Raw genomic sequence first — 22,477 nt, 5'->3', positions numbered from 1 at the left:
TCGAAGCTGGAATCAGAGCACCAGCGCCTGGTTGGGATCGAGGGGATCGCTGGCCAGGGTCTGGCTGTTGAAGGGATCGGAGCTGGCGGTTCTGCTGCTGGATGGAGGAGTGAGCAGGGGTTCGCTGGGAGGCGGGGTGAAGGTGAGGGGCTCGCTGGTGAAACTCTCGCTGCTGGTTGGGGTCGCGGCCGTCTCTGTGGTGGTGAGGGGCTCGCTGATCTCCTCGGGCGGCTGAGCGGTCAGCGGTTCCCCGGTGATGGGATCGGCGCTGGAGGTGGTGGAGGAGCTGGTGGTGGAGAGGCCCGTGGTGTCCTCTGTCTGAGCAGGGCTGGGTTCGCTGGAGGCCAAGGTGGGGCTGGTGGTGCTCAGCCCGGTGATCGGATCGAGGTTCTCGCTGCCGGACGTTGTGGTGGCGAACCAGACATCGGCGAGCAGGGCGGTGGAGCCGTCGGCACTGGTGTAGCTGCTGGTTTCGCGGATGAGGTTGCCGTTGTCGCTGCTGGATTCGGTGGTGGTGTAGCTAAGCGAGAGCGAGGTGATCTGGTGAGCGTCGAGGGTGCTCAGCTCCTCGGCCTGGGAGATGGCGTCGCCGTTGCTGTCCTGCCAGAGGCGGAGGCTGGAGAAGATGGTGTCGTCAGCTGTGATCTGTTGATCGCCGTTGCCGCCCTGCCCAGTGCTGTCGAACACGGCCAGGGCCTCGAAGCCGTTGCGCGCCGTTGTGCCATCAGGCAGCAGGGTGCTGCTGCCGAAAAGCTCGGCGCCCGAGGAGATCAGGCCATCGCCATCGCGATCGAGCACCAGGAAGGCATCGGCTGGGGAGAGCCACCCCGTCGATTCGGGCGTTCCATCAGCGTTGAGATCAAAGGCCAGAGAACCGGCCGGATCGGGGGCGGTGGTGCTGATGCCGCCACCATCGAGATCGAGCACCAGCGGGGAAGTGAGAAACAAGCCAGCGCGAATGATGTCTTCATCGACGATCAGCTGGGTTGCACTGGAGCTTTCGTTGTAGACCCGATAGGTCCCAGTGGGGCCAAGGACCGTGCCCTGGTCCATCCAGTTGCCACTCCCCCCGAAGAGTTGGTCTGTGCCATCACCGCTGACGACCAGTTGGTGGCGCTGCTCTATGGCCTGGAATGCATAACTTCCATTCGAGAAGCCAAGGTCGGAAGCCGATGAGCTGTTGAGGGTATTGAAACCACTCAGGTCACTGATGTCGTTGGGGTTTAGGAAGAGGAGTCCAATGCTTGAGCCGGAGAATACAATCTGCTCGATGGATGCCAGCCGTGACGCCGAGAAGGGTGCCGAAGCCCCCTGATTGGCAATGATGTTGAGGCCAAGCGTAGTTAGAGGGATTTCTTCTGAAGTTGCTGAAATAGAAATCGTATCGAACCCCGAGCCACCATCGATGCGGGCCAGCTGGTTGATATTCCCCCCAGAGCCAAGGGGCTCAGTGAGGGCCGAGAGCATGGAGGTGGTGAGGATGAAGGTGTCGTTGCCGGCACCCCCCAGCAGCACATCGGCGCCATTGCCGCTGAGGGTGTCATCGCCATCCCCGCCGACGAGGGTTTCAGCGGCCGCAGTGCCGGTGAGGGTGTCGTCACCGCTGGTGCCGAGCTGATCGACGGCGGTCTGGAAGAAGGCCCCCGACGTGGACCCGAAGACCACATAGCTGCGACCGACGAAGCTATCGGCGTCTTCAGCACCGATGATGAGATCGGCGAGACCATCGCCGTTGACATCGCCGGCGGCGCTGACGCTGATGCCGCTGCGGTCGCCACCTGATTCGCCATTGATGACGAAGCCACCTGAGCCTGCCGCGATGGCGGAGAGCTCGATGGGGCTGGTGTCTGTGGTACCGAAGACCACATAACTGCGGCCGGCACTGCTACTGAAATCGGCGCTGGGTGCACCGATGAGGAGATCGGCGAGTCCATCGCCGTTGACATCACCGGCGGCGCTGACGCTGAAGCCGCTGCGGTCGCTATCAGAGAAGAAGGGGGGGGCGCCAGCTGATTCGCCATTGATGACGAAGCCGTCTGTGCTTCCGGCGGTGATGGCGGCGAGGTCGATGGCTGTGGTGCCGGTCTTGCCGAAGACCACATAGCTGCGGCCGGCATAAGTTTGGCCATTGGGATCGGCGTAGGGAGCACCGATGAGGAGATCGGCGAGTCCATCGCCGTTGACATCGCCGGCGGCGCTGACGCTGCGGCCGCTGTTGTCGGAGGTGTTTTCGCCATTGATGACGAAGCCGCCTGTGCCTTCTGCGATGGCGGACAGCTCGATGGCGGTGGTGGCTGCAGTGCCGAAGACCACATAGCTGCGACCGGCAGAGCTGTCGGCGCGGGAGGCGCCGATGAGGAGATCGGCGAGGCCATCGCCGTTGACATCACCGGCGGCGCTGACGCTGCGGCCGCTGAAGTCGTTAGCGGTTTCGCCATTGATGACGAAGCCGTCTGTGCTTCCTGCGGTGATGGTGGCGAGGTCGATGGCTGTGGTGCCGGTCTTGCCGAAGACCACATAGCTGCGGCCGGTCAAGCCATCGGCGCTGTAGGCGCCGATGAGGAGATCGGCGAGTCCATCGCCGTTGACATCACCGGCGGCGCTGACGCTGTAGCCGCTGTTGTCGGAGGTGTTTTCGCCATTGATGACGAAGCCGCCTGTGCCTTCTGCGATGGCGGACAGCTCGATGGCGGTGGTGGCTGCAGTGCCGAAGACCACATAGCTGCGACCGGCAGAGCTGTCGGCGCGGGAGGCGCCGATGAGGAGATCGGCGAGTCCATCGCCGTTGACATCACCGGCGGCGCTGACGCTGCGGCCGCTGAAGTCGTTAGCGGTTTCGCCATTGATGACGAAGCCGTCTGTGCTTCCTGCGGTGATGGTGGCGAGGTCGATGGCTGTGGTGCCGGTCTTGCCGAAGACCACATAGCTGCGGCCGGCATAAGTTTGGCCATTGGGATCGGCGTAGGGAGCACCGATGAGGAGATCGGCGAGACCATCGCCGTTGACATCGCCGGCGGCGCTGACGCTGCGGCCGCTGTAGTCGCCACCTGATTCGCCATTGATGACGAAGCCGCCGGAGCCGTTGGCGATGGCGGAGAGCTCGATCGGGGCGTAGAGGCGCAGGGTCTGCTGCGCCGCTGCGGAGACGTTGCCGGCGGCGTCGGTGGCGGTGGCGGCGAGCGCCACCACGGCGCCTGCGCTGAAGGGGCTGGCGGGGGTGAAGGCCCAGGCGCCGTTGGCGGCGGCCGTGGTGGAACCGAGCAGCTGTGCGCCGCTGAAGAGGCGAACGGTGCTGCCGGCTTCCGCAGTGCCGGAGATGGTGGGTGTGGTGTCGGTGGTGCGGTCGCCGGAGGTGATCAGGGGCGCTGCCGGCGGTGTGGTGTCCGGCGGTGGCGGAGCCGGAGCCGGAGCCGGAGCCGGAGCTGGCGCTGGAGCAGGAGCAGGGGGTGGTGGCGGTGGTGCGGCGGTGAGGTTGGTGGCAGCCCTGTTCTTGAGGGTCTTCTGGTCGCGGCCCTTGGTGTTCTGGATGACGCCTTTCTTCTGATCGCCCCTGGGGTCCTTGTAGGTGACGAGCAGGCTGTCCCCGAAACGGGCGGCGCTGGCCAGGTTGAGCCTGAGGGAGCGGCGGTTGCGGCTGAGCCTGGGCTTGCCCGAGAGGGTGATGCGCTGGCCGTTGAGGAAGATGCGGAAGCGCTTGTTGCCGCGCAGACCCCTGATGTTGGCCGGCCTCTTGAAGCGCAGCACCAGGCGGTTGCCGTCAACGGTGATGCGGGAGATGAGCTTGATCGGCTTCACGAGGGGGCGATGTCCGCATCCATTTCATTCACCCTACGGGGCGCAACCTGGAGGGGCGGGAAGCCACCTGGCCGTGTGAATTGTTGTGATTGAGGTAGCGAAAATGACAGTGCTGGCTGAAACGTGAGTGCAGGCCTGGCCAGGCGGGTGGGCTCCAGGCGTGACAGTTTCGGCGTGGGCTTTGGGGATCCGTGTGCGGATGCCCTTGCGTCTTGTGAAGCGAATCTGTAGGTCGCCCACGGTTGTTGGATGCTGGGTCCAGAGCGTTCTCCACCTCGCGGCGCCGGTCCTCACCGCCCGCCAAGGTCCTAGGGGGTTCGGCTCGTGCCGGGGCACTCCTCACACCTGTGCCCCTCTTTTTCAGCTCTGTTTCAACGTGGCAGCGCCGCGTACAGGGCCTTGAACCTGGCCTGCTGGATCTTGTGCTCCACGATCGGCTCGGGGTAGCCGCGCCGCTCCAGGGGTGGAATGGCGCCGCTGATCAGATCGGCCGTGGCCACATGGCGCAGCTCCGGCAGCCAGGTGCGGATGTAGCTGGCCTCCGGATCGAACTTGGTCGCCTGGGTGGCGGGGTTGAAGATGCGCAGCGGTTTGGGGTCCATGCCGCTGCTGGCGCTCCACTGCCAGCCGCCGTTGTTGGCCGCCAGATCACCGTCCACCAGCTGGGCCATGAAGGCCCGCTCGCCCCAGCGCCAATCGCAGATCAGGTCCTTCACCAGGAAGGAGGCCACGATCATGCGGCAGCGGTTGTGCATCCAGCCGCTCTCATTGAGCTGGCGCATCGCCGCATCCACGATCGGCATGCCGGTGAGCCCCTGCCGCCAGGCCTCGAAGCGCCCTTCGTCGTTCTCCCAGGGGAACCGCTTCCACTGGGGCCGGTAGGGGCCCTCGGCCAGCTCCGGGAAATGGAACAGGGCCTGCTGGTAGAACTCGCGCCAGGCCAGCTCCTGCTCCCACACCGTGATCGACTGCTCGGCCTCGGTGCTGCGGGCCAGCGCCCGCGCCTGCTGGGCCGCCGCCCAGGCCTGGCGCGGGCTCAGGGTGCCGAACTTGAGCGCCGCGCTCAGCCCCGAGGTGCCAGCCTCGCCCGGCAGGTTGCGGCCCTGCTCATAGGCCAGCAGCGGCCCGCCATCGCAGCCGCCATCGCAGAAGGCCTGCAGCTGCTCCTGGGCGGCGGCCTCGCCGGGGCGGCAGGGGCAGAGGTCGGCGCCGGGGAAGCTGTGGGGCAGATGCAGGCCCGTGGCGGCGTCGGGCTCCACCAGGGGCAGGGGCGACGCAGTGGATCGGTGCAGCGCCTGGAGCTCCGGCTCGCCCAGATCCCGCAGGCCCGTGGGCGCCGCCACCGGCTCCAGGCCCCCTGCGGCGGCGCTGCCCAGGTCGGCCCTGGCCGCCACCTGGCCGCGCCAGTTGCGCCAGAAGGGGCCGTACACCCGGTAGGGATCGCCCTGGCCGGTGCGCAGGGCCTCCGGGGCGATCAGAAGCTGGTCCCAGTCCACCAGCACCCGCCGCCCCTCGGCCTGCAGCGCCGCCGCCACCCGCCGGTCGCGCTCGCGGCCGTAGGGCTCCACATCCCGGTTCCAGGCCAGCACCGGTGCCCGCAGCGCCGCGGCCAGCTGCGGCAGCACCACGGCCGGATCCCCCCGCAGCACCAACAGGCGGCTGCCGGCGGCCCGCCAGCGCTCCGCCAGCTCCCGCAGGCTCTCGGCCAGGAACCACAGCCGCGCCGGGGCCAGGTCCGCCGCCTCCAGGATCCCCGGATCCAGCACGAACACCCCCGTCACCGCCGGGGTGGCCGCCGCCGCCGCCGCCAGCCCCAGGTTGTCGGCCAGCCGCAGGTCGCGGCGGTGCCAGAACAGCCAGCGCTCAGCCCCGGTTTCCGCCGCCATCAGAGCCCCAGCAGCTGCTTGGCCCGCAGCCAGGCCGTCACGCTCTTGCCGTCGAGGTACTCATCGCCGCTGGCCAGGGCCGCGTCCAGTTCGTCCGGCTGCAGCAGCAGCACCTCCAGGTCTTCGTCGTCATCGCCCGGCGGTTGCTCCCGCTCCGCCAGCAGGGTCAATCCCCGGGCCAGGAACAGGTGGATCACCTCATCGGAATAGCCGGGGCAGGGCAGCAGCGTCCCCAGCGGATCCCAGCACTCTGCCGCATAGCCCGCCTCCTCCTGCAGTTCCCGCTGCATCGTGCTCAGCGGCGTCTCCCCGGGATCGAGGGTGCCGGCCGGAAATTCCAGCAGGCGCGTGGCCACGGCGAAGCGGTACTGGCGCAGCACCACCACGCGGCCGTCATCCAGCAACGGCACCGCCAGGGCGGCGCCGGGGTGGCGGATCACGCCGAAGGTGCCCTCCACCCCGATCGGCAGCGCGATCCGGTTCACCTCGAAGCGCAGCTTGCGGGCCTGCAGGGCGGCGGTGGTTTCCAGATGGCGCGCGGGCTCGGGGGCGGGCAGGGGCGCCATGGGGCAGGACGTCGGCTCAGCCCCAGCATGGCGCTCGGGGTTGCTGAGGGGTGGTGCTCAGGGGCGCTGCCACAGGGTCCAGGCTCCGTTGCGCGCGGCCGGGCGCCACCCCGGCGGGCCCGGCTGGGGCGTGGCAGTGATCAGCAGCGTCGCCCCATGGCGCTCCGCCAGGGCCGCCAGCGCCGCCGGCGACAGCCCGCCGTAGGCCCGCATCAGCCGGTCGCTGGCCTCCCAGCCCCCGGGCCCCCGCCACACGCCGGCCTCGCCCCCGGCCAGGGCCGTGAGGCGCATGAACCAGATGTGCAGGGCGCTGCTGGCCGTGGGCACCTGCTTGAACTGCACGAAGCCGGGGCGGCCGGTCTGGAGGGCCAGGTCTTCGAAGCCCGTGGGGGGGGCCACCACCAGGGCTGAGGGCGCGCTGCGGCTCCGGATCCAGGCGTAGAGCTCGGCCCGCTCCGGCGTGTCCACGAAGCCCCGGCTGCCCCGCGCTGCGGCCTGGGGCAGCTTCCGCAACAGGCCCGCCAGGCTCAGCAGCAGCGCCAGGCCCACCAGGCCCCGCTGCAGCCGCCGCCGGCCCGCCGTGCCGAGCGGCCCCCGGGCCAGCCACCGCGCCAGGGCTGCCGCCAGCAGCAGCCACAGGCCCAGCATCAGCAGCGTGTCGGCCACGCGGAAGGGATACAGGCTCAGCAGCAGCAGCGCCGGGGTGTCCCCCGCCGGCGCCTCCGCCGCGCTGGCGGAAACGCCCACCCCCGCCAGCAGGCCCAGCAGCGCCAGAGGCCAGCTCATCACCACCCACAGGGCCAGGTCGCGGCTGGCCTGCCGCTGCCGGTCGCGGCCGGGGCGGCCCACGCCGGCGGCGGCCGCCGCCAGGCTGAACAGCCCCAGCATCAGGGCCAGGCGGGCCCAGTCGCCCGCCGACCAGCTGGCGGGCAGCAGGTGGTGCGGATTGCGCAGCACCACATAGATCCAGCTCGCCGGCGGCAGGGCCGCCCCGGCGGGCTCCAGCGGGGCCGTGGCCCGCCCCAGCAGCTGCTCGGCCACCGCCAGCCCCGCCGGCAGGCCGGCCAGCCCGCAACCCCAGAGCCACGGGCCCAGGCGGCGCCAGCTCCAGGGCCCGCCACCCCGCAGCACGGTGAGCCCCGCCAGGGCCAGCACCCCGAAGCCCCCCACCAGCAGGTGGAAGGAACAGGCCAGGCCGCTGGCCAGTCCGCAGGCCCACCAGCGCCGCTGCCGCCAGGCCGCATAGGCCAGCAGCAGGGCGGCGTAGGCGAAGGTCTTGGGTTCGGCGCTGCCCACCATCCACTCGGCCGCCAGCACCCCCTGCTGCAGGCTGAACAGTCCCGCCGCCAGGGCCGCCAGCGCCGGCGGCAGCCCCAGCGGCACCGTGACGCCGGCCAGGGCCCAGCCCCAGAGGCCGTAGCCCAGCAGCCGCACCAGCAGCGACCCGGGCCCGAAGCCCAGCCACGCCACGATCCGGCCGCTCAGCTGCTGGAACAGCCACTGGTAGCCCTGGCTGTCGTTGAGATACCAGTCGGCCGGGATCCAGCCCGGATCCACCGCCTGCCGCGCCAGGGCCAGCTTGCCGGCCTCATTGCTGTCCAGGTTGCCGTCGAACAGGCACAGGGCGCCCACCACCAGGGTGATCGCCAGAGCGCTGCGCCAGCGGCTGGGGATGAGTCGTTCGGCACCGCGCCAGGGAGCGGGGGGCAACGCGGAGGGGGTGGCGATGGGGCTCGGCCCATTCAAGGACGTCATTCGGGCCAGCCGGGCCGGGGGGGCAGCCGCTCGGGAGCCGGCTCGGCGCTCTCCAGCGCCGGCAGGGCGGCCACCCGCTCCGGTGCCAGGGCCGCCAGCGGCGTCCGCACGAAGGCCCGCTGCCGCCAGCGGGGATGGGGCAGCCACAGGGCCGCGCTCTCACGGCGGTGCCCATCGCACCAGAGCAGGTCGAGATCGAGGCTGCGCGGACCCCAGCGCACCAGGCGCTGCCGGCCGAAGGCCGCCTCCAGGCTCTGCAGCGCCAGCAGCAGCGCCATGGGATCGGCACCGGTCGTGCCCTCCGTCAGCACCACGGCATTCACATAGGGCGGCTGGCCCGGCGGCCCCCCCACCGGCGCCGTGCGGAACAGGGGCGACCAGCGCAGTGGCGGGGCTTCCGCGCAGCGCTCCCCACCGGCGGCCCAGGCGCGCAGCACCTCGGCCAGCCGCGGCCGCACGGCGAGGAGCGTGGCGATCGGGTCGGCGAGGTTCGCCCCCAGGGCGATGGCGGTGCTCAGGGCTCGCCGAGGTAGTCGCGTTTGCCCAGCACCACGCCGTTGTGGCGCAGGATCCCGTAGGCGGTGGTCACGTGGAAGTACACGTTCGGCAGCACGAAGCTGGAGAGGAACGGCCAGCCCTCCATCGTGATCGTCTGGCCCCGGCCCACCGGCACGGTCACCTGCCGCCCGGCGCTGCCCTCCAGCTGCTCGGGGCTGTAGCCGTCGAGCTCGCCGATGGCGTTCCGGAGTCGCACGATCAGCTGCTCGAAGCTGGTTTCATCGTCGGCCACCGCTGCCGCCTCCACCCCGGCCAGGCGGGCTACGCCTCGGCGGGCGATGTCGGCGGCGATCTGCACCTGCCGGGTGAGGGGGAACATGTCCGGATAGAGGCGGCTGCCCAGCAGCACGGCCGGATCGAGGCCCTGGCTCTCGGCATGGGCCTGGGCCTTGGCCAGCACCCCGATCAGGTTGGTGAGGGTGCGGCGCAGGGGAGGCACGGCGGCCTGATGCATGGTGAGCTGCATGGGGCGGGCCAGCGGATCGACGGGATCGTCAGGCTAGGGGCCGGATCCGCTCTGAAAGCTGCCGTGGCGCCCCCATCGGCCAGACTGCAGCCCTCAGTGCACCAGGCCCCGCTTCATGGTTGTCAGCGGCTCCGCAGCGCCTTCGGCCCAGGCCGGCCAGGACGGTGCCCGCTCCTTCCCGCTGGCGGCCATCACCGGCCACGGCACCCTGAAGCTGGCCCTGCTGCTGGCGGCGGTGGACCCGGGCCTCGGCGGTGTGGTGATCGCCGGCGGCCGCGGCACCGGCAAGTCGGTGCTGGCCCGCGGCCTCCATGCCCTGCTGCCGCCGATCGATGTGCTCGATCTGGGCAGCGCCCCCGCCCAGGCCCTCAACGTGGATCCCCGCCGCCCCGAGGACTGGGACGCCACCATCCGCGAGCGCCTGCAGCAGCTCGGCGCCGATCCCAGCGGCAGCGCTGCCGATGCCCTGCTGCCCACCCGGGTGATCCCCGCCCCCTTCGTGCAGGTGCCCCTGGGCATCACCGAAGACCGGCTGGTGGGCTCGGTGGACGTGACCGCCTCGCTGGCCAGCGGCCAGGCCGTGTTCCAGCCGGGGCTGCTCGCCGAGGCCCACCGCGGTGTGCTCTACGTGGATGAGCTCAACCTGCTCGACGACAGCATCACCAACCTGCTGCTGGCGGCGGTGGGCAGCGGCGAGAACCGGATCGAGCGGGAGGGCCTCAGCCTCTCCCACCCTTGCCGCTGCCTGCTGATCGCCACCTACAACCCCGAGGAGGGGGCGGTGCGCGACCACCTGCTCGATCGCTTCGCCATCGCCCTCAGCGCCAACCAGGTGCTGGATCTCGAGCAGCGGGTGGCGATCACCCGCTCGGCGCTCGACCATGCCGAATCCAGCGACAGCTTCCGCGGCCGCTGGCAGGAGGAAACCGATGCCCTCGCCACCCAGCTGTTGCTGGCCCGCCAGTGGCTGCCGGATGTGCAGATCAGCCGCGAGCAGATCGCCTATCTGGTGAACGAGGCCCTGCGCGGCGGTGTGGAGGGGCACCGCTCCGAGCTCTACGCCGTGCGGGTGGCCCGGGCCCACGCCGCCCTCAGCGGCCGTGATCGCGTCGATGCCGACGACCTGCAGGTGGCCGTGCGCCTGGTGATCGCGCCCCGGGCCCGCCAGATGCCGCCGCCCGATCCCGATCAGCCGCTGGAGCCGCCGCCACCACCGCCGCCCCAGGGGGAGCAACCGCCCGAGCAGGAGCCCGAGCCACCGCAGAACGAGCAGGAGGACCCCGACGAGGAGGACCAGGACGAGGACCAGAACGACGACCAGGATCAGGACGAGGACGACACCCCCGAGGATCAGCCCCCCCCCTCGGTGCCCGAGGAGTTCATGCTCGATCCCGAGGCCGTGGCCATCGACCCCGACCTGCTGCTCTTCGGCGCCGCCAAGGCCCGCAGCGGCGGCAGCGGCAGCCGCGCCGTGGTGTTCAGCGACTCCCGCGGCCGCTACGTGAAGCCGATGCTGCCCCGCGGGCCGGTGAAGCGCATCGCCGTGGATGCCACCCTGCGGGCGGCGGCGCCGTACCAGAAATCCCGCCGCGAGCGGGAACCCCACCGCCGGGTGGTGGTGGAGGACGGCGATCTGCGCGCCAAGCAGCTGCAGCGCAAGGCCGGCGCCCTGGTGATCTTCCTGGTGGATGCCAGCGGCTCGATGGCCCTCAACCGCATGCAGAGCGCCAAGGGTGCCGTGATCCGGCTGCTCACCGAGGCCTATGAGAACCGCGACGAAGTCGCCCTGATCCCCTTCCGCGGCGAGCAGGCCGAGGTGCTGCTGCCCCCCACCCGCTCGATCACCGCCGCCCGCCGCCGGCTCGAATCGATGCCCTGCGGCGGCGGTTCCCCCCTGGCCCACGGCCTCTCCCAGGCGGCCCGGGTGGCCGCCAACGCCCTGGCCACCGGCGATCTGGGCCAGGTGGTGGTGGTGGCGATCACCGATGGCCGCGGCAACGTGCCGCTCAGCCGCTCCCTGGGCCAGCCGGAGCTGGAGGGGGAGGAGCCGGTGGACCTCAAGGAGGAGGTGAAGCAGGTGGCCAGCCGCTACCGGGCCCTGGGCATCAAGCTGCTGGTGATCGACACCGAGCGCAAGTTCATCGGCAGCGGCATGGGCAAGGACCTGGCCCAGGCGGCCGGCGGCAAATACGTTCAGCTGCCCAAGGCCAGCGACCAGGCGATCGCCGCCATCGCCATGGAGGCGATCAGCGGGGTGTGAGGCCGAGGTCGGCCTTCAGGGATCCGACGGCATCGGGAAGGCCTTGGGCTTGGTGCCCCTGGACCGGCCCTGTTGTGCTGCTTCGGTCGGGGCGCCTGAACCCTGTCCTGTGGCCTTCCCTGAAGCGGTCTCCTTCTCCTTCCCCTTCCCCTTGGCCGCCCGCTCCCGCTCCGCCTTGTCCTGGGCGGCTGCCGTCCGGGCGGGATAGAGCTCCTCGAAGAAGGCCCCCAGCCCCACCGCCACGCTGCGCAGCCCGTCCATGAAGCGTGGATCGGCCGTGAGCTTGTTCACATCGCCCCCCACCGCATCCCAGCGGGCGGTGAGCTGCTCGGCGTTGCTCACCGTCTGCTGCAGCTCGGCCACGGTTTTGGGGTTCTCCAGCGCAGCCATCAGGCGGCGCAGATGGGCGGAGCTGGCGTTGAGGTTGGCGATCGTGGGCTGCACCTCCTGCACCGACTGCTCCAGGCTGCCCACCAGGGCTCGGCCCTCCTCCAGGAAGGCGGCGGCGTCCTTGGACGTCTTGTCCACGCTGGAGGCCACACCGGCGAATTTCTGCACCAGCTGTTCCTTGTCGCCCTGCTGGAGCAGGGCCTCCATCCGGCTGATCACCGAGCCGAGGGTGGGTTCCTCGCTGCCCTTGATCCGGGAACCGTTGCAGAGCATGCGGGTGCGGGGGCAGTCCGCTGAGCGCGGACTCGGGGCCGACGTTTCCATCGGTGTGCCCGTGCTCACCAGCGACACCTGGGCCTCGCCCCCCAGCAGGGAGCCCTGGCCCACCACGGCCTTCGCCGGCAGCGCCAGCTTCAGGCTGGGATTGGTGATCTCCAGTTCCGCGATCACGGCTTCCGGCGTGACCCGCACCGAGCGCACGCTGCCCACCATCACGCCCCGGAACACCACCGGCGAGCGCGCCGCCAGGCCAGCGGCCTGGTTGAAGCTGGCCTCCACCGTCCAGAACTGGCGCGTCAGCGACAACCCTCGCAACCACAGGGAGAACCCCACGGCGCCGGCCACGGCTGCCAGCAGGGAGAACCCCACAATCGCCTCACGCACGGAGCGGCGCATCAATCAGGCCTCGGCCGGTTGCATGGGCCCGCGCAGACTACCGCTCCTGAACTGCACCACATAAGGGTTGTCCGTGTGTCGGTAGGCCTCCAGGTCGCCGCTCCAGCGGAAGGCCCCGTCGTAGAGGAGCACCACCTGGCCGCCGGTGCGCTCGATCGTGCTGTGCACATGGCTCACCACCACCGAACTGGCCTGGGCCACCGCGGTGGTGCGCACGATCAGATCCTCGATCCGGGTGCAGGCCACCGGATCGAGGCCGGCGGTGGGTTCGTCGAACAGCAGCAGCGGCATCTGGTCCTCGTCCTTCTGGGGGGCCGAGATCAGGGCGCGGGCGAAGCTCACGCGCTTCTGCATGCCGCCGCTGAGCTCACCGGGCAGGCGCTCCTCGATGCCGCCCAGGCCCACCGCCTCCAGGGCCTCGGCCACCTTGCGGCGGATCTCGGCCTCCGGCAGCCGGCCGAACCGGTAGAGCAGGAAGCCCACGTTCTCCCGCACCGTGAGGGAGCCGAGCAGCGCGGGATTCTGGAACACCAGGCGCACGTCCGGGGGGTTGTGCTGGTCGAGCCGCAGGTAGGTCTGGGGGCGGCCATGCAGCAGCAGCCGGCCGCTGCTGGGCAGCTGCAGGCCGGCGAGCAGGCGCAGGATCGTGGACTTGCCCGCCCCCGAGGGCCCCACCACCACCAGCCGCTCACCCGGCTGAACCGTGAGGCTGACCCCATCCAGCACGGTGTTGCGTCCCCAGCGCACGCTGAGGTTCTGCAGTTCGACCAGGGGCGTGGCTGGTTGGGGCGGGGCGGTCGCAGCCAGGCGGATCACAGCGTCACCGGGCCATCCTGACGCCTTCCAGGGCCAGGGTCTGCCAGAGCTGACACCGGGCACTGCTCCTACAGTCACCCCAGCATCCCCACCTCAGCCACGCCCACCCCTTCCCCAGCGTCGGCTCCCCGGCCGCGCCGGTCCCGCCGGTTCGGATCACGGGCCAGCTGGGTCGGGCGCGGTGAACTGCGCCAGCGCGATCTGGTGAGCCGCTCGCGCCGTGCCGTGCGCTGGCTGCAGCCGGGTCTGGTGGTGAAGCGCTGGGTGCTCACCTCCGGCCTCGGGCTGCTGATCGCCCTGCTGGGTGCGGCCGTGTGGGCGGATCTGCAGCCGATCTACTGGACCATCGCCGGCATCCAGTGGCTGCTGAAGAACATCACCACCGTGCTGCCGCGCGGCATCACCGGTCCCCTGGTGCTGGCGATCGGGGCCGCCCTCATCTGGCTGGGCCAGAGCCGCAGCTTCGGCACCATCCAGCAGGCCCTGGCCCCCGATCGCGGCACCCATCTGGTGGATGCCCTCGCCGCCCAGGGCCGGCTCAACCGCGGCCCCAGCATCGTGGCGGTGGGCGGCGGCACCGGGCTCTCCACCCTGCTCAGCGGCCTCAAGCGCTACAGCAGCAACCTCACGGCGATCGTCACCGTGGCCGATGACGGCGGCAGCAGCGGCGTGCTGCGGCGGGAGCTGGGCGTGCAGCCCCCCGGCGACATCCGCAACTGCCTCGCCGCCCTGGCCAGGGAGGAGCCCCTGCTCACCCGTCTGTTCCAGTACCGCTTCAAGGCGGGCAACGGCCTGGAGGGCCACAGCTTCGGCAACCTCTTCCTCTCCGCCCTCACGGCGATCACAGGCAGCCTCGAGTCGGCGATCACCGCCAGCAGCCGCGTGCTGGCGGTGCAGGGCCAGGTGGTGCCCGCCACCAATGCCGACGTGCGCCTCTGGGCCGAGCTGGAGAACGGCGAGCGGCTCGAGGGGGAATCGGCGATCGGCCATGCTTCCAGCCGGATCGTGAGGCTGGGCTGCACGCCGGAGCGCCCCCCCGCCCTGCCCCGGGCGCTCGAGGCCATCGCCCATGCCGATCTGATCGTGCTGGGCCCGGGCAGCCTCTACACCTCCCTGCTCCCCAACCTGCTGGTGCCGGAGCTGGTGGCGGCCATCGCCCGCAGCAAGGCACCGAGGCTCTACATCTGCAACCTGATGACCCAGCCGGGCGAGACCGATGGCCTCGATGTGGAGGGGCACCTGCGGGCGATCGAGGCCCAGCTGGCCACCCTCGGCGTGCAGGACCGCCTGTTCACGGCGGTGCTGGCCCAGGAGGATCTGGAGGACACACCGCTGCTGGACCGCTACCGCCAGAAGGGAGCCACGCCGGTGCGCTGCGACGTGCGCCAGCTGCAGCGCCTGGGCTACGAGGTGATGCAGGCGGCCCTGCAGGGGGGCCGGCCCACCGCCACCCTGCGGCACGATCCCCGCAGCCTGGCGGTGGCCGTGATGCGCTTCTACCGCCGCCACCGGGCCGCCGTGAGGGCCGTGTAGTCTCCGCCCATGGCGGCTTCCGACCAGCACTTCCTTCACCTGCCCGGCCACCACCTGCTTTACGGCCGCGTTCCCAAGGCCGCCAACAGCAGCGTCAAGGCGGCCCTCACCGTTCTGATCCGCCCGGAGCTGCGACACTCACGCCAGAGCCTGCGCCAGCGGCTGCTGCATCGGCTCTGGCCCAGCCGCTCCTGGCTGGGCTTGTCCTGCCGGATGGATGAGTACTGGGAGCGGCTGCCGGGCGCGATCGCCAACCCGGTGGACCGGGACACGGCGCGTGCCCTGCGCGGCCAGTGCTTCAGCTTCGCGGTGGTGCGCAACCCGTTCGACCGGGTGCTCTCGGCCTACAACAACAAAGTGATCGAAATCCCTGACTGCACCGCCAGGCTGAAGGCCATCGGCGTGCGTCACGGTATGCCCCTGCCCCAGTTCCTCGCCTGCGTGTGCGCCGCCTCCAGCGACGATCTGGATGTGCATGTGCTGCCCCAGAGCGACATCCTCTGCCTCGGGGACGAGCCCGTGCCCACCTGGGTGGCCTACGCCGAGAGCCTGGAGGACCACTGGCCGTTCCTGGTGCGCAAGGCCCGGCGCGCCGGTGTGCAGGGGTTGCCCCGGCGTCTTGGCACCCGCAACAGCCGCCGCGGCGGCGACACGGCGGATCTGGAGGCCCTGCTGGCCCAGCCCGAGCTGGTGGCCCTGCTGCGCCGGCGTTACGCCGAGGATTTCCGCCTCTTCTATCCCTGGCTGCTGGACGGGGAGCTCAGCGTGGAGAAGGTGCGGCGGGGCGGACCCCGCCGGCCGCGGCACTTCGTGCCCTGAATGTGCCTCAGTGAGGGTGCCTAGTAGGCGTCCTGCATTTCGTAGAAGTCAGGCTGCACATAGTCCTTGCGCAGCGGCCAGCCCTTCCAGTCCTCCGGCATCAGCAGCCGCTTCGGATGGGGATGCCCCGCGAACTGGATGCCGTACATGTCGAAGGTCTCGCGCTCCTGCCAGTCCGCTCCGCGGAACAGGCCGTAGAGGCTGGGGATGGTGAGATCGCCGTCCCTCGCGAGGAACACCTTCAGACGCACCTCCTGGGGGCGCACGTCGCTGGGCAGCTTGGGGGTGGCGGCGCTCTGCTCCGCCAGCACCGCCAGCTTCACCAGGTGGTAGAAGCTCACCAGCCGGCCGCCGGGGCCCTCGTCGTAACCGCCCTGACACTGGAGGTAGTCGAAGCCGTGGGCCTTCAGGGCCGTGGCCAGCACCGGCAGGAAGGCCGGCTCCACGCCGATCACCTCCACGCCGAGGTGGTCGGCAGGGAGAACCTCATGGTCGAAACCCTGGCTCCGCAGCCACTGGCTCACTGGGCCGGGTTCCACGGCCGCGATGGCGTCGCTGGTGGGGGAGGACTCAGGCATCGGTCTGGGAAGCGGGGCTGTCGGAGTCGGGGCTGTTGGCGGAGGGTTGGACGGCGGGGCTCGACGCGGCGTCGATGGCCGCCTTGGCCGCGGCGTCCTCCTCGCGGAGGGTGCCGAGCGGCAGGCCGGCGGCGGCCGCCAGAGCCTGGCGCTGGGTTTCAGCGGCCAGGTAGGCGCCGGTCACGATCGGCTCCACCGCCTTCATCTGGTGGGCCACCGTGCAGTAGCGGTGGGTGGGAAGGATCCTGCCCCGTTCGGCCAGGGCCTCGTTGCCCACCTTCTTGCGCAGCTTGATCACCGCATCGAAGATCGCCTCCGGCCGCGGAGGGCAGCCGGGCAGGTAGAGATCCACGGGGATCAGCTTGTCCACGCCGCGCACGGCCGTGGTGGAGTCGGCCGAGAACATGCCGCCGGTGATGGTGCAGGCGCCCATGGCGATCACGTACTTGGGCTCGGGCATCTGCTCATAGAGCCGCACCAGGGCCGGGGCCATCTTCATGGTCACGGTGCCGGCCACGATCAGCAGATCGGCCTGGCGTGGGCTGGAGCGCGGCACCAGGCCGAAGCGGTCGAAGTCGAACCGGGAGCCGATCAGGGCCGCGAACTCGATGAAGCAGCAGGCCGTGCCGTAGAGCAGGGGCCAGAGGCTGCTCAGCCGCGCCCAGTTGTGCAGGTCGTCGAGCGTGGTGAGGATCACGTTCTCCGAGAGATCGGAGGTGACCGCCGGGGAGCCGACAGGCCCGCAGCTGGCCGCCCGGACGTCCCGCAGGGCGTCGATGCTGGGGCTGGAGGAGGAGGGGGTGAGGGTCATGGTGGGATCCGTCAGCTCCATTCGAGGGCGCCCTTGCGCCAGGCGTAGGCCAGGGCCACCACCAGGATGGCGATGAACACCAGGGCTTCGATGAAGGCGAGCAGGCCGAGGCGGTGGAAGGCCACGGCCCAGGGATAGAGGAACACGGTCTCGACATCGAAGATGACGAAGACCAGCGCAAACATGTAGTAGCGGATGTTGAACTGGATCCAGGCTCCGCCGATCGGCTCCATGCCGGACTCATAGGTGAGCTCCCTCTCTCCCTGGCGGCTGTCGGGGGACAGCAGCTTGTTGGCCACCAGAGCCAGAACGGGAACGGCGGCGGAAATCAGCAGAAAGCCCAGGAAGGCGTCGTAGCCGGAGAGCACGAACATGCGGGCGCAGCCAACGTGGCGCGCAGTCTGGCACCTGTGCCGGGTTCCGATGGGCACAACTGGGCACAACGGCTGGTTCCTACAGTTGCGTTCCCTGCCCGTGTCCCGTGACCGACGAGATCGCTCCGCAGGAGCAACCGCCCGCCGACCCGGACACGGCGCCCCAGGCCGTCTCCGACGCGCCCGTCGGCACCGCCGCATCCGACACCGCCGCATCCGACACCGCTGCATCCGCCGAAACCTCTGCCTCTGTCGAGTCGGCTGAGTCCGTCGAGCCGGCTGATTCCGTCGAGTCGGTCGACGATCCCGACTGCCATCGTTTCGAGTGCCGCAGCTGCGGTTACGTCTACGACCCGGGGGAAGGCCTGAAGAAGCTGGCGATTCCCGCCGGCACGCCCTTCCTCAGCCTCGATGCCGCCACGTTCCGCTGCCCGGTGTGCCGCAGCAAGATCGGGGCCTTCAAGGACATCGGGCCTCGCAACAAGCCCAGCGGCTTCGAGGAGAACCTCAATTACGGCCTTGGCGTGAACCGGCTCACCCCGGGCCAGAAGAATGTGCTGATCTTCGGTGGCTTCGCCCTGGCCATCGCCTTCTTCCTCTCCCTCTATTCCCTGCGTTGACCCTGCGCCGATGACCCGCCCCTCGCCCCAGCCCCGTTCAGCTCAGGCTTCAGCTCACGCTCCCGCCGATCGCCCCGGCCTGGCCTCCCGCCTGCTCCCCTCGCTGCTGTCCCTGGTGCTGGTGGTGGTGCTCGCCTTCGGCCTGGGCGGCTGCGTCACCACCGGTCTGCCCGAGGCGGCCGCCAGCCCCTGGGAGGCGGTGCCGCTGGCCACCACGGCCAACCCCCTCTCGGTGGCCTTCTCCGATGCCCGTCACGGCTTCCTGGTGGGCAGCAACCGGCTGATCCTGGAAACCGACGACGGCGGTGCCCACTGGGAGCCGCGGGCGCTCGACCTGCCGGTGGAGGAGAACTTCCGCCTGATCAGCATCGACTTCAACGGTGACGAAGGCTGGATCGTGGGCCAGCCCGGTCTGCTCCTGCACAGCACCGATGCGGGGCGCAACTGGAGCCGCCTGTTCCTGGACACCAAGCTGCCCGGCGAGCCCTACCTGGTCACCGCCCTCGGCCGCAACAGCGCCGAGCTGGCCACGAACGTGGGGGCCATCTACGACACCCGCGACGGCGGCAACAGCTGGCAGGCCCGGGTGGGCGATGCCGCCGGCGCCGTGCGGGAACTGCGCCGCAGCCCCGACGGCCGCTACGTGAGCGTGAGCAGTCTCGGCAACTTCTTCTCCACCTGGGATCCCGGCCAGGACGTGTGGCAGGTGCACCAGCGGGTGAGCAGCCAGCGCCTGCAGACCATCGGCTTCCAGCCCGACGGCAACCTCTGGATGCTCGCCCGGGGGGCCCAGATCCGTTTCGGCTCCGACGCCGCCGATCCGGAGCAGTGGAGCAAGCCCGTGATCCCGATCACCAACGGCTACGGCTACCTCGACATGGCCTGGGATCCCCGCGGGGCCATCTGGACCGGGGGCGGCAGCGGCACCCTGCTGGTGAGCGACGACGGCGGCAGGAGCTGGCAGAAGGACCCCGTGGGGGCCGAGCAGCCGTCCAACTTCACCCGCATCGTGTTCACGCCCGACGGCAAGGGCTTCGTGCTGGGAGAGCGGGGCTCCCTGCTCCGCTGGGTCGGCTGAGCCGCTCGCCAACGCCGCCCGCCAACTTCTGTAACCAAGGGGGGCCGCCGTTCCCGCTGGATCAGGCCAGCCCCCTAGGATCACCTGGCTGAACGCTTGTCGCTATGGCTGCCGGCTCCACTGGGGAACGCCCGTTCTTCGAAATCATCACCAGCATTCGCTACTGGGTGATCCATGCGGTCACCCTGCCCGCGATCTTCCTGGCTGGCTTCCTCTTCGTGTCCACCGGCCTGGCCTACGACGCCTTCGGTACGCCCCGCCCTGACGCCTACTTCCAGGCCCAGGAGAGCAAGGCTCCGGTCGTGAGCCAGCGCTACGAAGGCAAGAGCCAACTCGACCTGCGCATGCAATAAGACGCCATGACCCAGTCTCCCGTTTCCACCACGCCGCGCAATTACCCGATCTTCACGGTGCGCTGGCTGTCTGTGCACGCCCTCGGCATCCCCACGGTGTTCTTCCTGGGGGCCCTGGCCGCGATGCAGTTCATCCGTCGCTGAGGCCTGCTGTCATGCAACGCAACCCCAACCCCAACAACCTGCCGGTTGAGCTCAACCGCACCAGCCTCTACCTGGGCCTGCTGCTGATCTTCGTGACCGGCGTGCTGTTCACCAGCTACTTCTTCAACTGATCCGGAGAGCACCCCATGAGCGGCAAGAAATCCTCCATGCCTGACGGCCGGATCCCCGACCGGCTGCCCGATGGCCGCCCGGCCGTGGCCTGGCGCTCCCGCTGGACCGAGGGCGTGCTTCCCCTGTGGATGGTGGCCACCGCCGGCGGCATGGCCGTGATCTTCGTGGTGGGCCTCTTCTTCTACGGTGCCTACACCGGTGTCGGTTCGGCCTGATCCGGCCACCCACGACAGCACCAGCCCCCGTCCCCCGGCGGTCAGCCCTGCTGGCCCCCGGGGGATCCGCATGTGGGGCCCTCCCCTGTCGAACGCCGTTTCCCGGCTCCCCCGCCGCCTCCCGGTGAAGAAGCGCACCCTCCTGAATCACGACGCCCTGGCCTGGCTGGCGGGTGCCCTGCTCAACGCCTACGGCCAGCTGATCCTGCTCACCTCGCGCATCGCCGTGCAGCGGGATCCCGCCACCGCGCGGCTGGTGCTGGAGCAGAGGGTGCCGGTGATCTATGCCCTCTGGCACTGCCACGTGTTCTTCATGCCGATGCTGCGGCTCAGCAGCCGCCAGCCGGTGGCGGTGCTGCTCAGCGCCCACCGGGACGCCCAGATCGTGGGTGTCGCGGCCCGCATGCGCGGGGTGGAGCTCGTGGCCGGCTCCTCCACCCGGGGCGGCGTGAGGGCCTACCTGCAGCTGATCCAGCGGCTGCGCGGCGGCAGCTCCGTGTGCATCACCCCGGATGGCCCGCGGGGACCGGCGCGCCGGGTGAAGCCTGGCGTGGTGCACCTGGCCCAGCAATCCGGCTGCGCCGTGGTGCCGATGGGCCTGGCCGCGACGCGGCAGCGGCGGCTGCGCTCCTGGGACCGCACCCTGCTGCCGCTGCCCTTCGGCCGGGTGGTGCTCACCCTTGGCCCCCCCCTGTGGTTGCCTCCCGCCCCGGACGCCTGCACCCTCGGCCTGCAGGCCGAGCAGCTGGAAGCGGCCCTGGACGCCGCCTCGGAGCGGGCCATCCGTGCCCTTTGAGCCGTCGCCACCGGGTCGCCGGCTGCTCGAGGCGGGCCTGGCGCTCGGCCTGTGGGGAGCGCAGACCCTGCTCACCCCGGCCATCGCGGTGGTGCTGCTGGTGCGTCTCTGGCAGGGCAAGGAAGACCGCCAGCGCCTGCCGGAGCGGCTGGGATGGTGTGCCCGGCGCCGCCCCCCCGGTCCCTTGCTCTGGCTCCACGCCGCCAGCGTGGGGGAGATCACGGCGCTGGTTCCCCTGCTGCGGGAGCTGGACGAGGGGAGCCGCCAGCGCGGCCTGCCGCCGCCGGCGGTGCTGGTCACCAGCGTGAGCCGCAGCTCGGCCCGGATGGCTCCCCAGCTGCTGCCCCAGGGCGTGATCCACCAGTGCGCGCCGGTGGATCACTGGCTCGCCCTGGCCCTGTTCCGCCGCCACTGGCGTCCCGATCTGGGGGTGCTGGCGGAGGCGGAGCTCTGGCCGGAGCTGGTGCGCTCCATGCCCCGGCTGCATCTGGTCAATGCCCGGATGAGTGAGCGGTCGTTCCGCCGCCACCGCCGTCTGCCCTGGTTCGCCGCCTGGCTGTATGGGCATGCCCGGCACTGCTGGGCCCAGTCGGAAGCGGATGCGGCCCGCCTGCGCCGGCTCGGAGCTCCACGGGTGGAGGCGGTGGGCTCCACCAAGCGGGATGCCGATCCCCCCGCGGCCGATGCGGCGATCGTGGCGCGGCTGCTCCCCCGGCTGCGGGGCAGGAAGGTGCTCCTGCTGGCCAGCAGCCACCAGGGGGAGGAGCAGCTGCTGCTCCAGACCTGGCCACGGCTGCGGCAGGGGCTCGGCCGCCTGACCCTGCTGCTGGTGCCGCGCCACCCGGAGCGGGCCGCGTCGGTGCTGCGGCAAGCCCGGCAGGCCGGCCTGCGCAGCTTGCTCTGGACCGATCTGGCGCCGATCGAGCCGACGCACCAGGGTCGTCGCTCCAGCAACCGCTCAAGCAACCCCTCCGACGACCGCTCTGACACCCTCTCCGACCGTCCCCCTGGAGAATCCGATGGCCCAGGGGATGGGGCGGGCGAGGCAGGGCCCGAGGAAGGTTTCGATGCTCTCGTGGTGGATCGGCTCGGCGCCATGGGCAGCTGGCTGGCGGTGGCGGACCTGGTGCTGATGGGCGGCAGCCTGGCCGCAGGCGGCCGCTGCGTGGGCGGCCACAACCCCCTGGAGCCGATCCGGGCCGGACGCCAGGTGGTGTGCGGCCCGGACATGGCCAACTTCATCGGCCTCACCGAGGAGCTCCAGGCCAGTGGCTGGCTGCACCGCCTGCCCTCCACCGAGGCCCTGGGGCCCACGCTGCTGGAGCTGCTGCGCGCTCCGCCGCCGCCGCCGCCGCCGTTGGCCCTGCGCGGCCCCTGCCGGAGGATTGCCCGGCATCTGCTCGACGCCCTGCCCTCCCCAGCCAGAGCACACCCTGCGGGTTCCCCCTGATGCCGTTCATCACGCCACTGTTCTGGTATCGCCGCAGCCCCTCCCTGCGGGCGCAGCTGTTGCGGCCCCTGGCCCTGCTCTACGCCCTGGCCACGGGGGTGCACCGCGGCTGGGTCAGACCCCTGCGGCTGCCGGTGCCGGTGGTGTCGATCGGCAACATCACCCTGGGGGGCACGGGCAAGACGCCCCTGGTGATCGGGCTGGCCCGGGAGCTGCAGCGGCGCGGCACCCGGGTGGCGGTGCTCACCCGCGGCTACGGCAGCGGGCGCCGCGTGCCGATCCGGCTGGAGCCCACGCGGGATCCCCGGCTGTTGCGGGGGGTGGGGGATGAGGCCCTGGAGCTGATCGGCAGCCTGGCCGATGTGCCGGTGTGGGTGGGCTCCGACCGCCGCAGCGCCGGACGCCGG

At 70.8% G+C, this 22,477-nt stretch carries 23 protein-coding genes; 12 read left to right on the top strand and 11 right to left on the bottom strand.

The annotated features are described in order from the left end of the window. Positions 1 to 12: 12 nt before the first annotated feature. The 6 genes from CPCC7001_RS14065 to CPCC7001_RS08680 all read right to left on the bottom strand — a co-directional run bounded on the left by CPCC7001_RS14065 (position 13) and on the right by CPCC7001_RS08680 (position 9,026). On the bottom strand, positions 13 to 3,795 hold the full coding sequence (locus CPCC7001_RS14065; RefSeq protein WP_006910625.1) for an Ig-like domain-containing protein: 3,783 nt from the start codon (positions 3,793 to 3,795) through the stop codon (positions 13 to 15). Between the two features lie 371 nt (positions 3,796 to 4,166). Next, complete coding sequence (locus tag CPCC7001_RS08700) at positions 4,167 to 5,681, bottom strand: FAD-binding domain-containing protein (RefSeq protein WP_006909119.1); 1,515 nt, start codon at positions 5,679 to 5,681, stop codon at positions 4,167 to 4,169. Beyond that, positions 5,681 to 6,247, bottom strand: a complete 567-nt coding sequence (locus tag CPCC7001_RS08695) for an NUDIX domain-containing protein (protein ID WP_006910201.1) — start codon at positions 6,245 to 6,247, stop codon at positions 5,681 to 5,683. The genes CPCC7001_RS08700 and CPCC7001_RS08695 overlap by 1 nt, the downstream gene beginning before the upstream one ends. 57 nt (positions 6,248 to 6,304) lie before the next feature. Further along, positions 6,305 to 8,002, bottom strand: coding sequence for a DUF6798 domain-containing protein (locus CPCC7001_RS08690; protein ID WP_006909128.1), 1,698 nt, complete (start codon positions 8,000 to 8,002; stop codon positions 6,305 to 6,307). Then, on the bottom strand, positions 7,999 to 8,502 hold the full coding sequence (folK, locus tag CPCC7001_RS08685) for a 2-amino-4-hydroxy-6-hydroxymethyldihydropteridine diphosphokinase (RefSeq protein WP_369699361.1): 504 nt from the start codon (positions 8,500 to 8,502) through the stop codon (positions 7,999 to 8,001). Before folK ends, CPCC7001_RS08690 begins: the two co-directional genes overlap by 4 nt. Positions 8,503 to 8,516: 14 nt before the next feature. Continuing rightward, the gene (locus CPCC7001_RS08680; protein ID WP_006910525.1) at positions 8,517 to 9,026 is read right to left on the bottom strand and encodes a DUF1993 family protein; all 510 of its coding nucleotides are present in this window, start codon (positions 9,024 to 9,026) and stop codon (positions 8,517 to 8,519) included. Positions 9,027 to 9,141: 115 nt separating this feature from the next. Between CPCC7001_RS08680 and bchD the strand changes: the two genes are divergently transcribed. After that, positions 9,142 to 11,286 carry a magnesium chelatase ATPase subunit D gene (gene bchD / locus CPCC7001_RS08675; protein WP_006910211.1) on the top strand — a complete coding sequence of 715 codons (2,145 nt, stop codon included), beginning with the start codon at positions 9,142 to 9,144 and terminating at the stop codon, positions 11,284 to 11,286. Between the two features lie 15 nt (positions 11,287 to 11,301). Here the strand turns inward: bchD and CPCC7001_RS08670 are convergent, their stop codons facing one another. Both CPCC7001_RS08670 and CPCC7001_RS08665 read right to left on the bottom strand, forming a co-directional pair. Then, complete coding sequence (locus CPCC7001_RS08670) at positions 11,302 to 12,339, bottom strand: MlaD family protein (RefSeq protein ID WP_225867209.1); 1,038 nt, start codon at positions 12,337 to 12,339, stop codon at positions 11,302 to 11,304. 15 nt (positions 12,340 to 12,354) lie between these two features. Next, entirely contained in the window at positions 12,355 to 13,167 is an 813-nt protein-coding gene (locus CPCC7001_RS08665; protein ID WP_006909089.1) for an ABC transporter ATP-binding protein, read from the bottom strand. 204 nt (positions 13,168 to 13,371) lie between these two features. On the opposite strand from CPCC7001_RS08665, the gene yvcK reads away from it, so the two are divergent. Both yvcK and CPCC7001_RS08655 read left to right on the top strand, forming a co-directional pair. Continuing rightward, on the top strand, positions 13,372 to 14,700 hold the full coding sequence (yvcK, locus tag CPCC7001_RS08660; protein WP_006909476.1) for a gluconeogenesis factor YvcK family protein: 1,329 nt from the start codon (positions 13,372 to 13,374) through the stop codon (positions 14,698 to 14,700). A 9-nt stretch (positions 14,701 to 14,709) separates the two neighbouring features. Next, positions 14,710 to 15,519: a sulfotransferase family protein gene (locus tag CPCC7001_RS08655; protein WP_006911045.1), complete on the top strand. Its 810-nt coding sequence runs from the start codon at positions 14,710 to 14,712 to the stop codon at positions 15,517 to 15,519. Between the two features lie 20 nt (positions 15,520 to 15,539). On the opposite strand, the gene CPCC7001_RS08650 is transcribed toward CPCC7001_RS08655, so the two are convergent. Genes CPCC7001_RS08650 through ndhC form a run of 3 tightly spaced genes read right to left on the bottom strand, consistent with a single transcriptional unit; the run spans position 15,540 to position 17,282 of the window. Next, entirely contained in the window at positions 15,540 to 16,097 is a 558-nt protein-coding gene (locus CPCC7001_RS08650; RefSeq protein WP_006910233.1) for an NAD(P)H-quinone oxidoreductase subunit J, read from the bottom strand. Next, positions 16,090 to 16,908, bottom strand: coding sequence for an NADH-quinone oxidoreductase subunit NuoB (gene nuoB / locus CPCC7001_RS08645; protein ID WP_043369797.1), 819 nt, complete (start codon positions 16,906 to 16,908; stop codon positions 16,090 to 16,092). The genes CPCC7001_RS08650 and nuoB overlap by 8 nt, the downstream gene beginning before the upstream one ends. 11 nt (positions 16,909 to 16,919) lie before the next feature. After that, positions 16,920 to 17,282 carry a photosynthetic/respiratory NAD(P)H-quinone oxidoreductase subunit C gene (ndhC, locus tag CPCC7001_RS08640; RefSeq protein WP_006911271.1) on the bottom strand — a complete coding sequence of 121 codons (363 nt, stop codon included), beginning with the start codon at positions 17,280 to 17,282 and terminating at the stop codon, positions 16,920 to 16,922. Positions 17,283 to 17,389: 107 nt separating this feature from the next. On the opposite strand from ndhC, the gene CPCC7001_RS08635 reads away from it, so the two are divergent. The 9 genes from CPCC7001_RS08635 to CPCC7001_RS15555 all read left to right on the top strand — a co-directional run. Continuing rightward, positions 17,390 to 17,902, top strand: a complete 513-nt coding sequence (locus tag CPCC7001_RS08635; RefSeq protein ID WP_006910958.1) for a rubredoxin — start codon at positions 17,390 to 17,392, stop codon at positions 17,900 to 17,902. Positions 17,903 to 17,912: 10 nt separating this feature from the next. Further along, positions 17,913 to 18,980, top strand: a complete 1,068-nt coding sequence (locus CPCC7001_RS08630) for a photosynthesis system II assembly factor Ycf48 (protein ID WP_006911364.1) — start codon at positions 17,913 to 17,915, stop codon at positions 18,978 to 18,980. Between the two features lie 104 nt (positions 18,981 to 19,084). Further along, positions 19,085 to 19,333 (top strand): cytochrome b559 subunit alpha, encoded by a 249-nt coding sequence (psbE, locus tag CPCC7001_RS08625; RefSeq protein ID WP_006911727.1) that lies wholly within the window; start codon positions 19,085 to 19,087, stop codon positions 19,331 to 19,333. Between the two features lie 6 nt (positions 19,334 to 19,339). Next, positions 19,340 to 19,477 carry a cytochrome b559 subunit beta gene (psbF, locus tag CPCC7001_RS08620; protein ID WP_006909199.1) on the top strand — a complete coding sequence of 46 codons (138 nt, stop codon included), beginning with the start codon at positions 19,340 to 19,342 and terminating at the stop codon, positions 19,475 to 19,477. 11 nt (positions 19,478 to 19,488) lie between these two features. After that, entirely contained in the window at positions 19,489 to 19,608 is a 120-nt protein-coding gene (locus tag CPCC7001_RS08615) for a photosystem II reaction center protein L (RefSeq protein WP_006909086.1), read from the top strand. Positions 19,609 to 19,623: 15 nt separating this feature from the next. Further along, positions 19,624 to 19,824: a photosystem II reaction center protein J gene (locus CPCC7001_RS08610; RefSeq protein WP_006910540.1), complete on the top strand. Its 201-nt coding sequence runs from the start codon at positions 19,624 to 19,626 to the stop codon at positions 19,822 to 19,824. A 124-nt stretch (positions 19,825 to 19,948) separates the two neighbouring features. Next, on the top strand, positions 19,949 to 20,620 hold the full coding sequence (locus tag CPCC7001_RS14060; RefSeq protein ID WP_006910121.1) for a lysophospholipid acyltransferase family protein: 672 nt from the start codon (positions 19,949 to 19,951) through the stop codon (positions 20,618 to 20,620). Then, entirely contained in the window at positions 20,610 to 22,070 is a 1,461-nt protein-coding gene (locus tag CPCC7001_RS08600; RefSeq protein WP_006910504.1) for a 3-deoxy-D-manno-octulosonic acid transferase, read from the top strand. The genes CPCC7001_RS14060 and CPCC7001_RS08600 overlap by 11 nt, the downstream gene beginning before the upstream one ends. Next, on the top strand, positions 22,070 to 22,477 hold a 408-nt coding region (locus CPCC7001_RS15555; protein WP_198006475.1), incomplete at its 3' end, for a tetraacyldisaccharide 4'-kinase. The genes CPCC7001_RS08600 and CPCC7001_RS15555, both read left to right, overlap by 1 nt.

The organism is Cyanobium sp. PCC 7001, assembly GCF_000155635.1.
Taxonomy (GTDB): Bacteria; Cyanobacteriota; Cyanobacteriia; order PCC-6307; family Cyanobiaceae; genus NIES-981.
This window is presented reverse-complemented; position numbering and strand designations above follow the sequence as displayed.

Excerpts from the sequence above, each read along its gene's own strand:
- nuoB (WP_043369797.1), bottom strand. The coding sequence starts at position 16,908 with ATGACCCTCACCCCCTCCTCCTCCAGCCCCAGCATCGACGCCCTGCGG.
- psbF (WP_006909199.1), top strand. The coding sequence starts at position 19,340 with ATGACCCAGTCTCCCGTTTCCACCACGCCGCGCAATTACCCGATCTTC.
- CPCC7001_RS08615 (WP_006909086.1), top strand. The coding sequence starts at position 19,489 with ATGCAACGCAACCCCAACCCCAACAACCTGCCGGTTGAGCTCAACCGC.
- CPCC7001_RS08650 (WP_006910233.1), bottom strand. The coding sequence starts at position 16,097 with ATGCCTGAGTCCTCCCCCACCAGCGACGCCATCGCGGCCGTGGAACCC.
- ndhC (WP_006911271.1), bottom strand. The coding sequence starts at position 17,282 with ATGTTCGTGCTCTCCGGCTACGACGCCTTCCTGGGCTTTCTGCTGATT.
- psbE (WP_006911727.1), top strand. The coding sequence starts at position 19,085 with ATGGCTGCCGGCTCCACTGGGGAACGCCCGTTCTTCGAAATCATCACC.
- CPCC7001_RS08630 (WP_006911364.1), top strand. The coding sequence starts at position 17,913 with ATGACCCGCCCCTCGCCCCAGCCCCGTTCAGCTCAGGCTTCAGCTCAC.
- CPCC7001_RS08695 (WP_006910201.1), bottom strand. The coding sequence starts at position 6,247 with ATGGCGCCCCTGCCCGCCCCCGAGCCCGCGCGCCATCTGGAAACCACC.
- CPCC7001_RS08655 (WP_006911045.1), top strand. The coding sequence starts at position 14,710 with ATGGCGGCTTCCGACCAGCACTTCCTTCACCTGCCCGGCCACCACCTG.
- CPCC7001_RS08610 (WP_006910540.1), top strand. The coding sequence starts at position 19,624 with ATGAGCGGCAAGAAATCCTCCATGCCTGACGGCCGGATCCCCGACCGG.
- CPCC7001_RS08680 (WP_006910525.1), bottom strand. The coding sequence starts at position 9,026 with ATGCAGCTCACCATGCATCAGGCCGCCGTGCCTCCCCTGCGCCGCACC.
- CPCC7001_RS08700 (WP_006909119.1), bottom strand. The coding sequence starts at position 5,681 with ATGGCGGCGGAAACCGGGGCTGAGCGCTGGCTGTTCTGGCACCGCCGC.
- CPCC7001_RS08690 (WP_006909128.1), bottom strand. The coding sequence starts at position 8,002 with ATGACGTCCTTGAATGGGCCGAGCCCCATCGCCACCCCCTCCGCGTTG.
- bchD (WP_006910211.1), top strand. The coding sequence starts at position 9,142 with ATGGTTGTCAGCGGCTCCGCAGCGCCTTCGGCCCAGGCCGGCCAGGAC.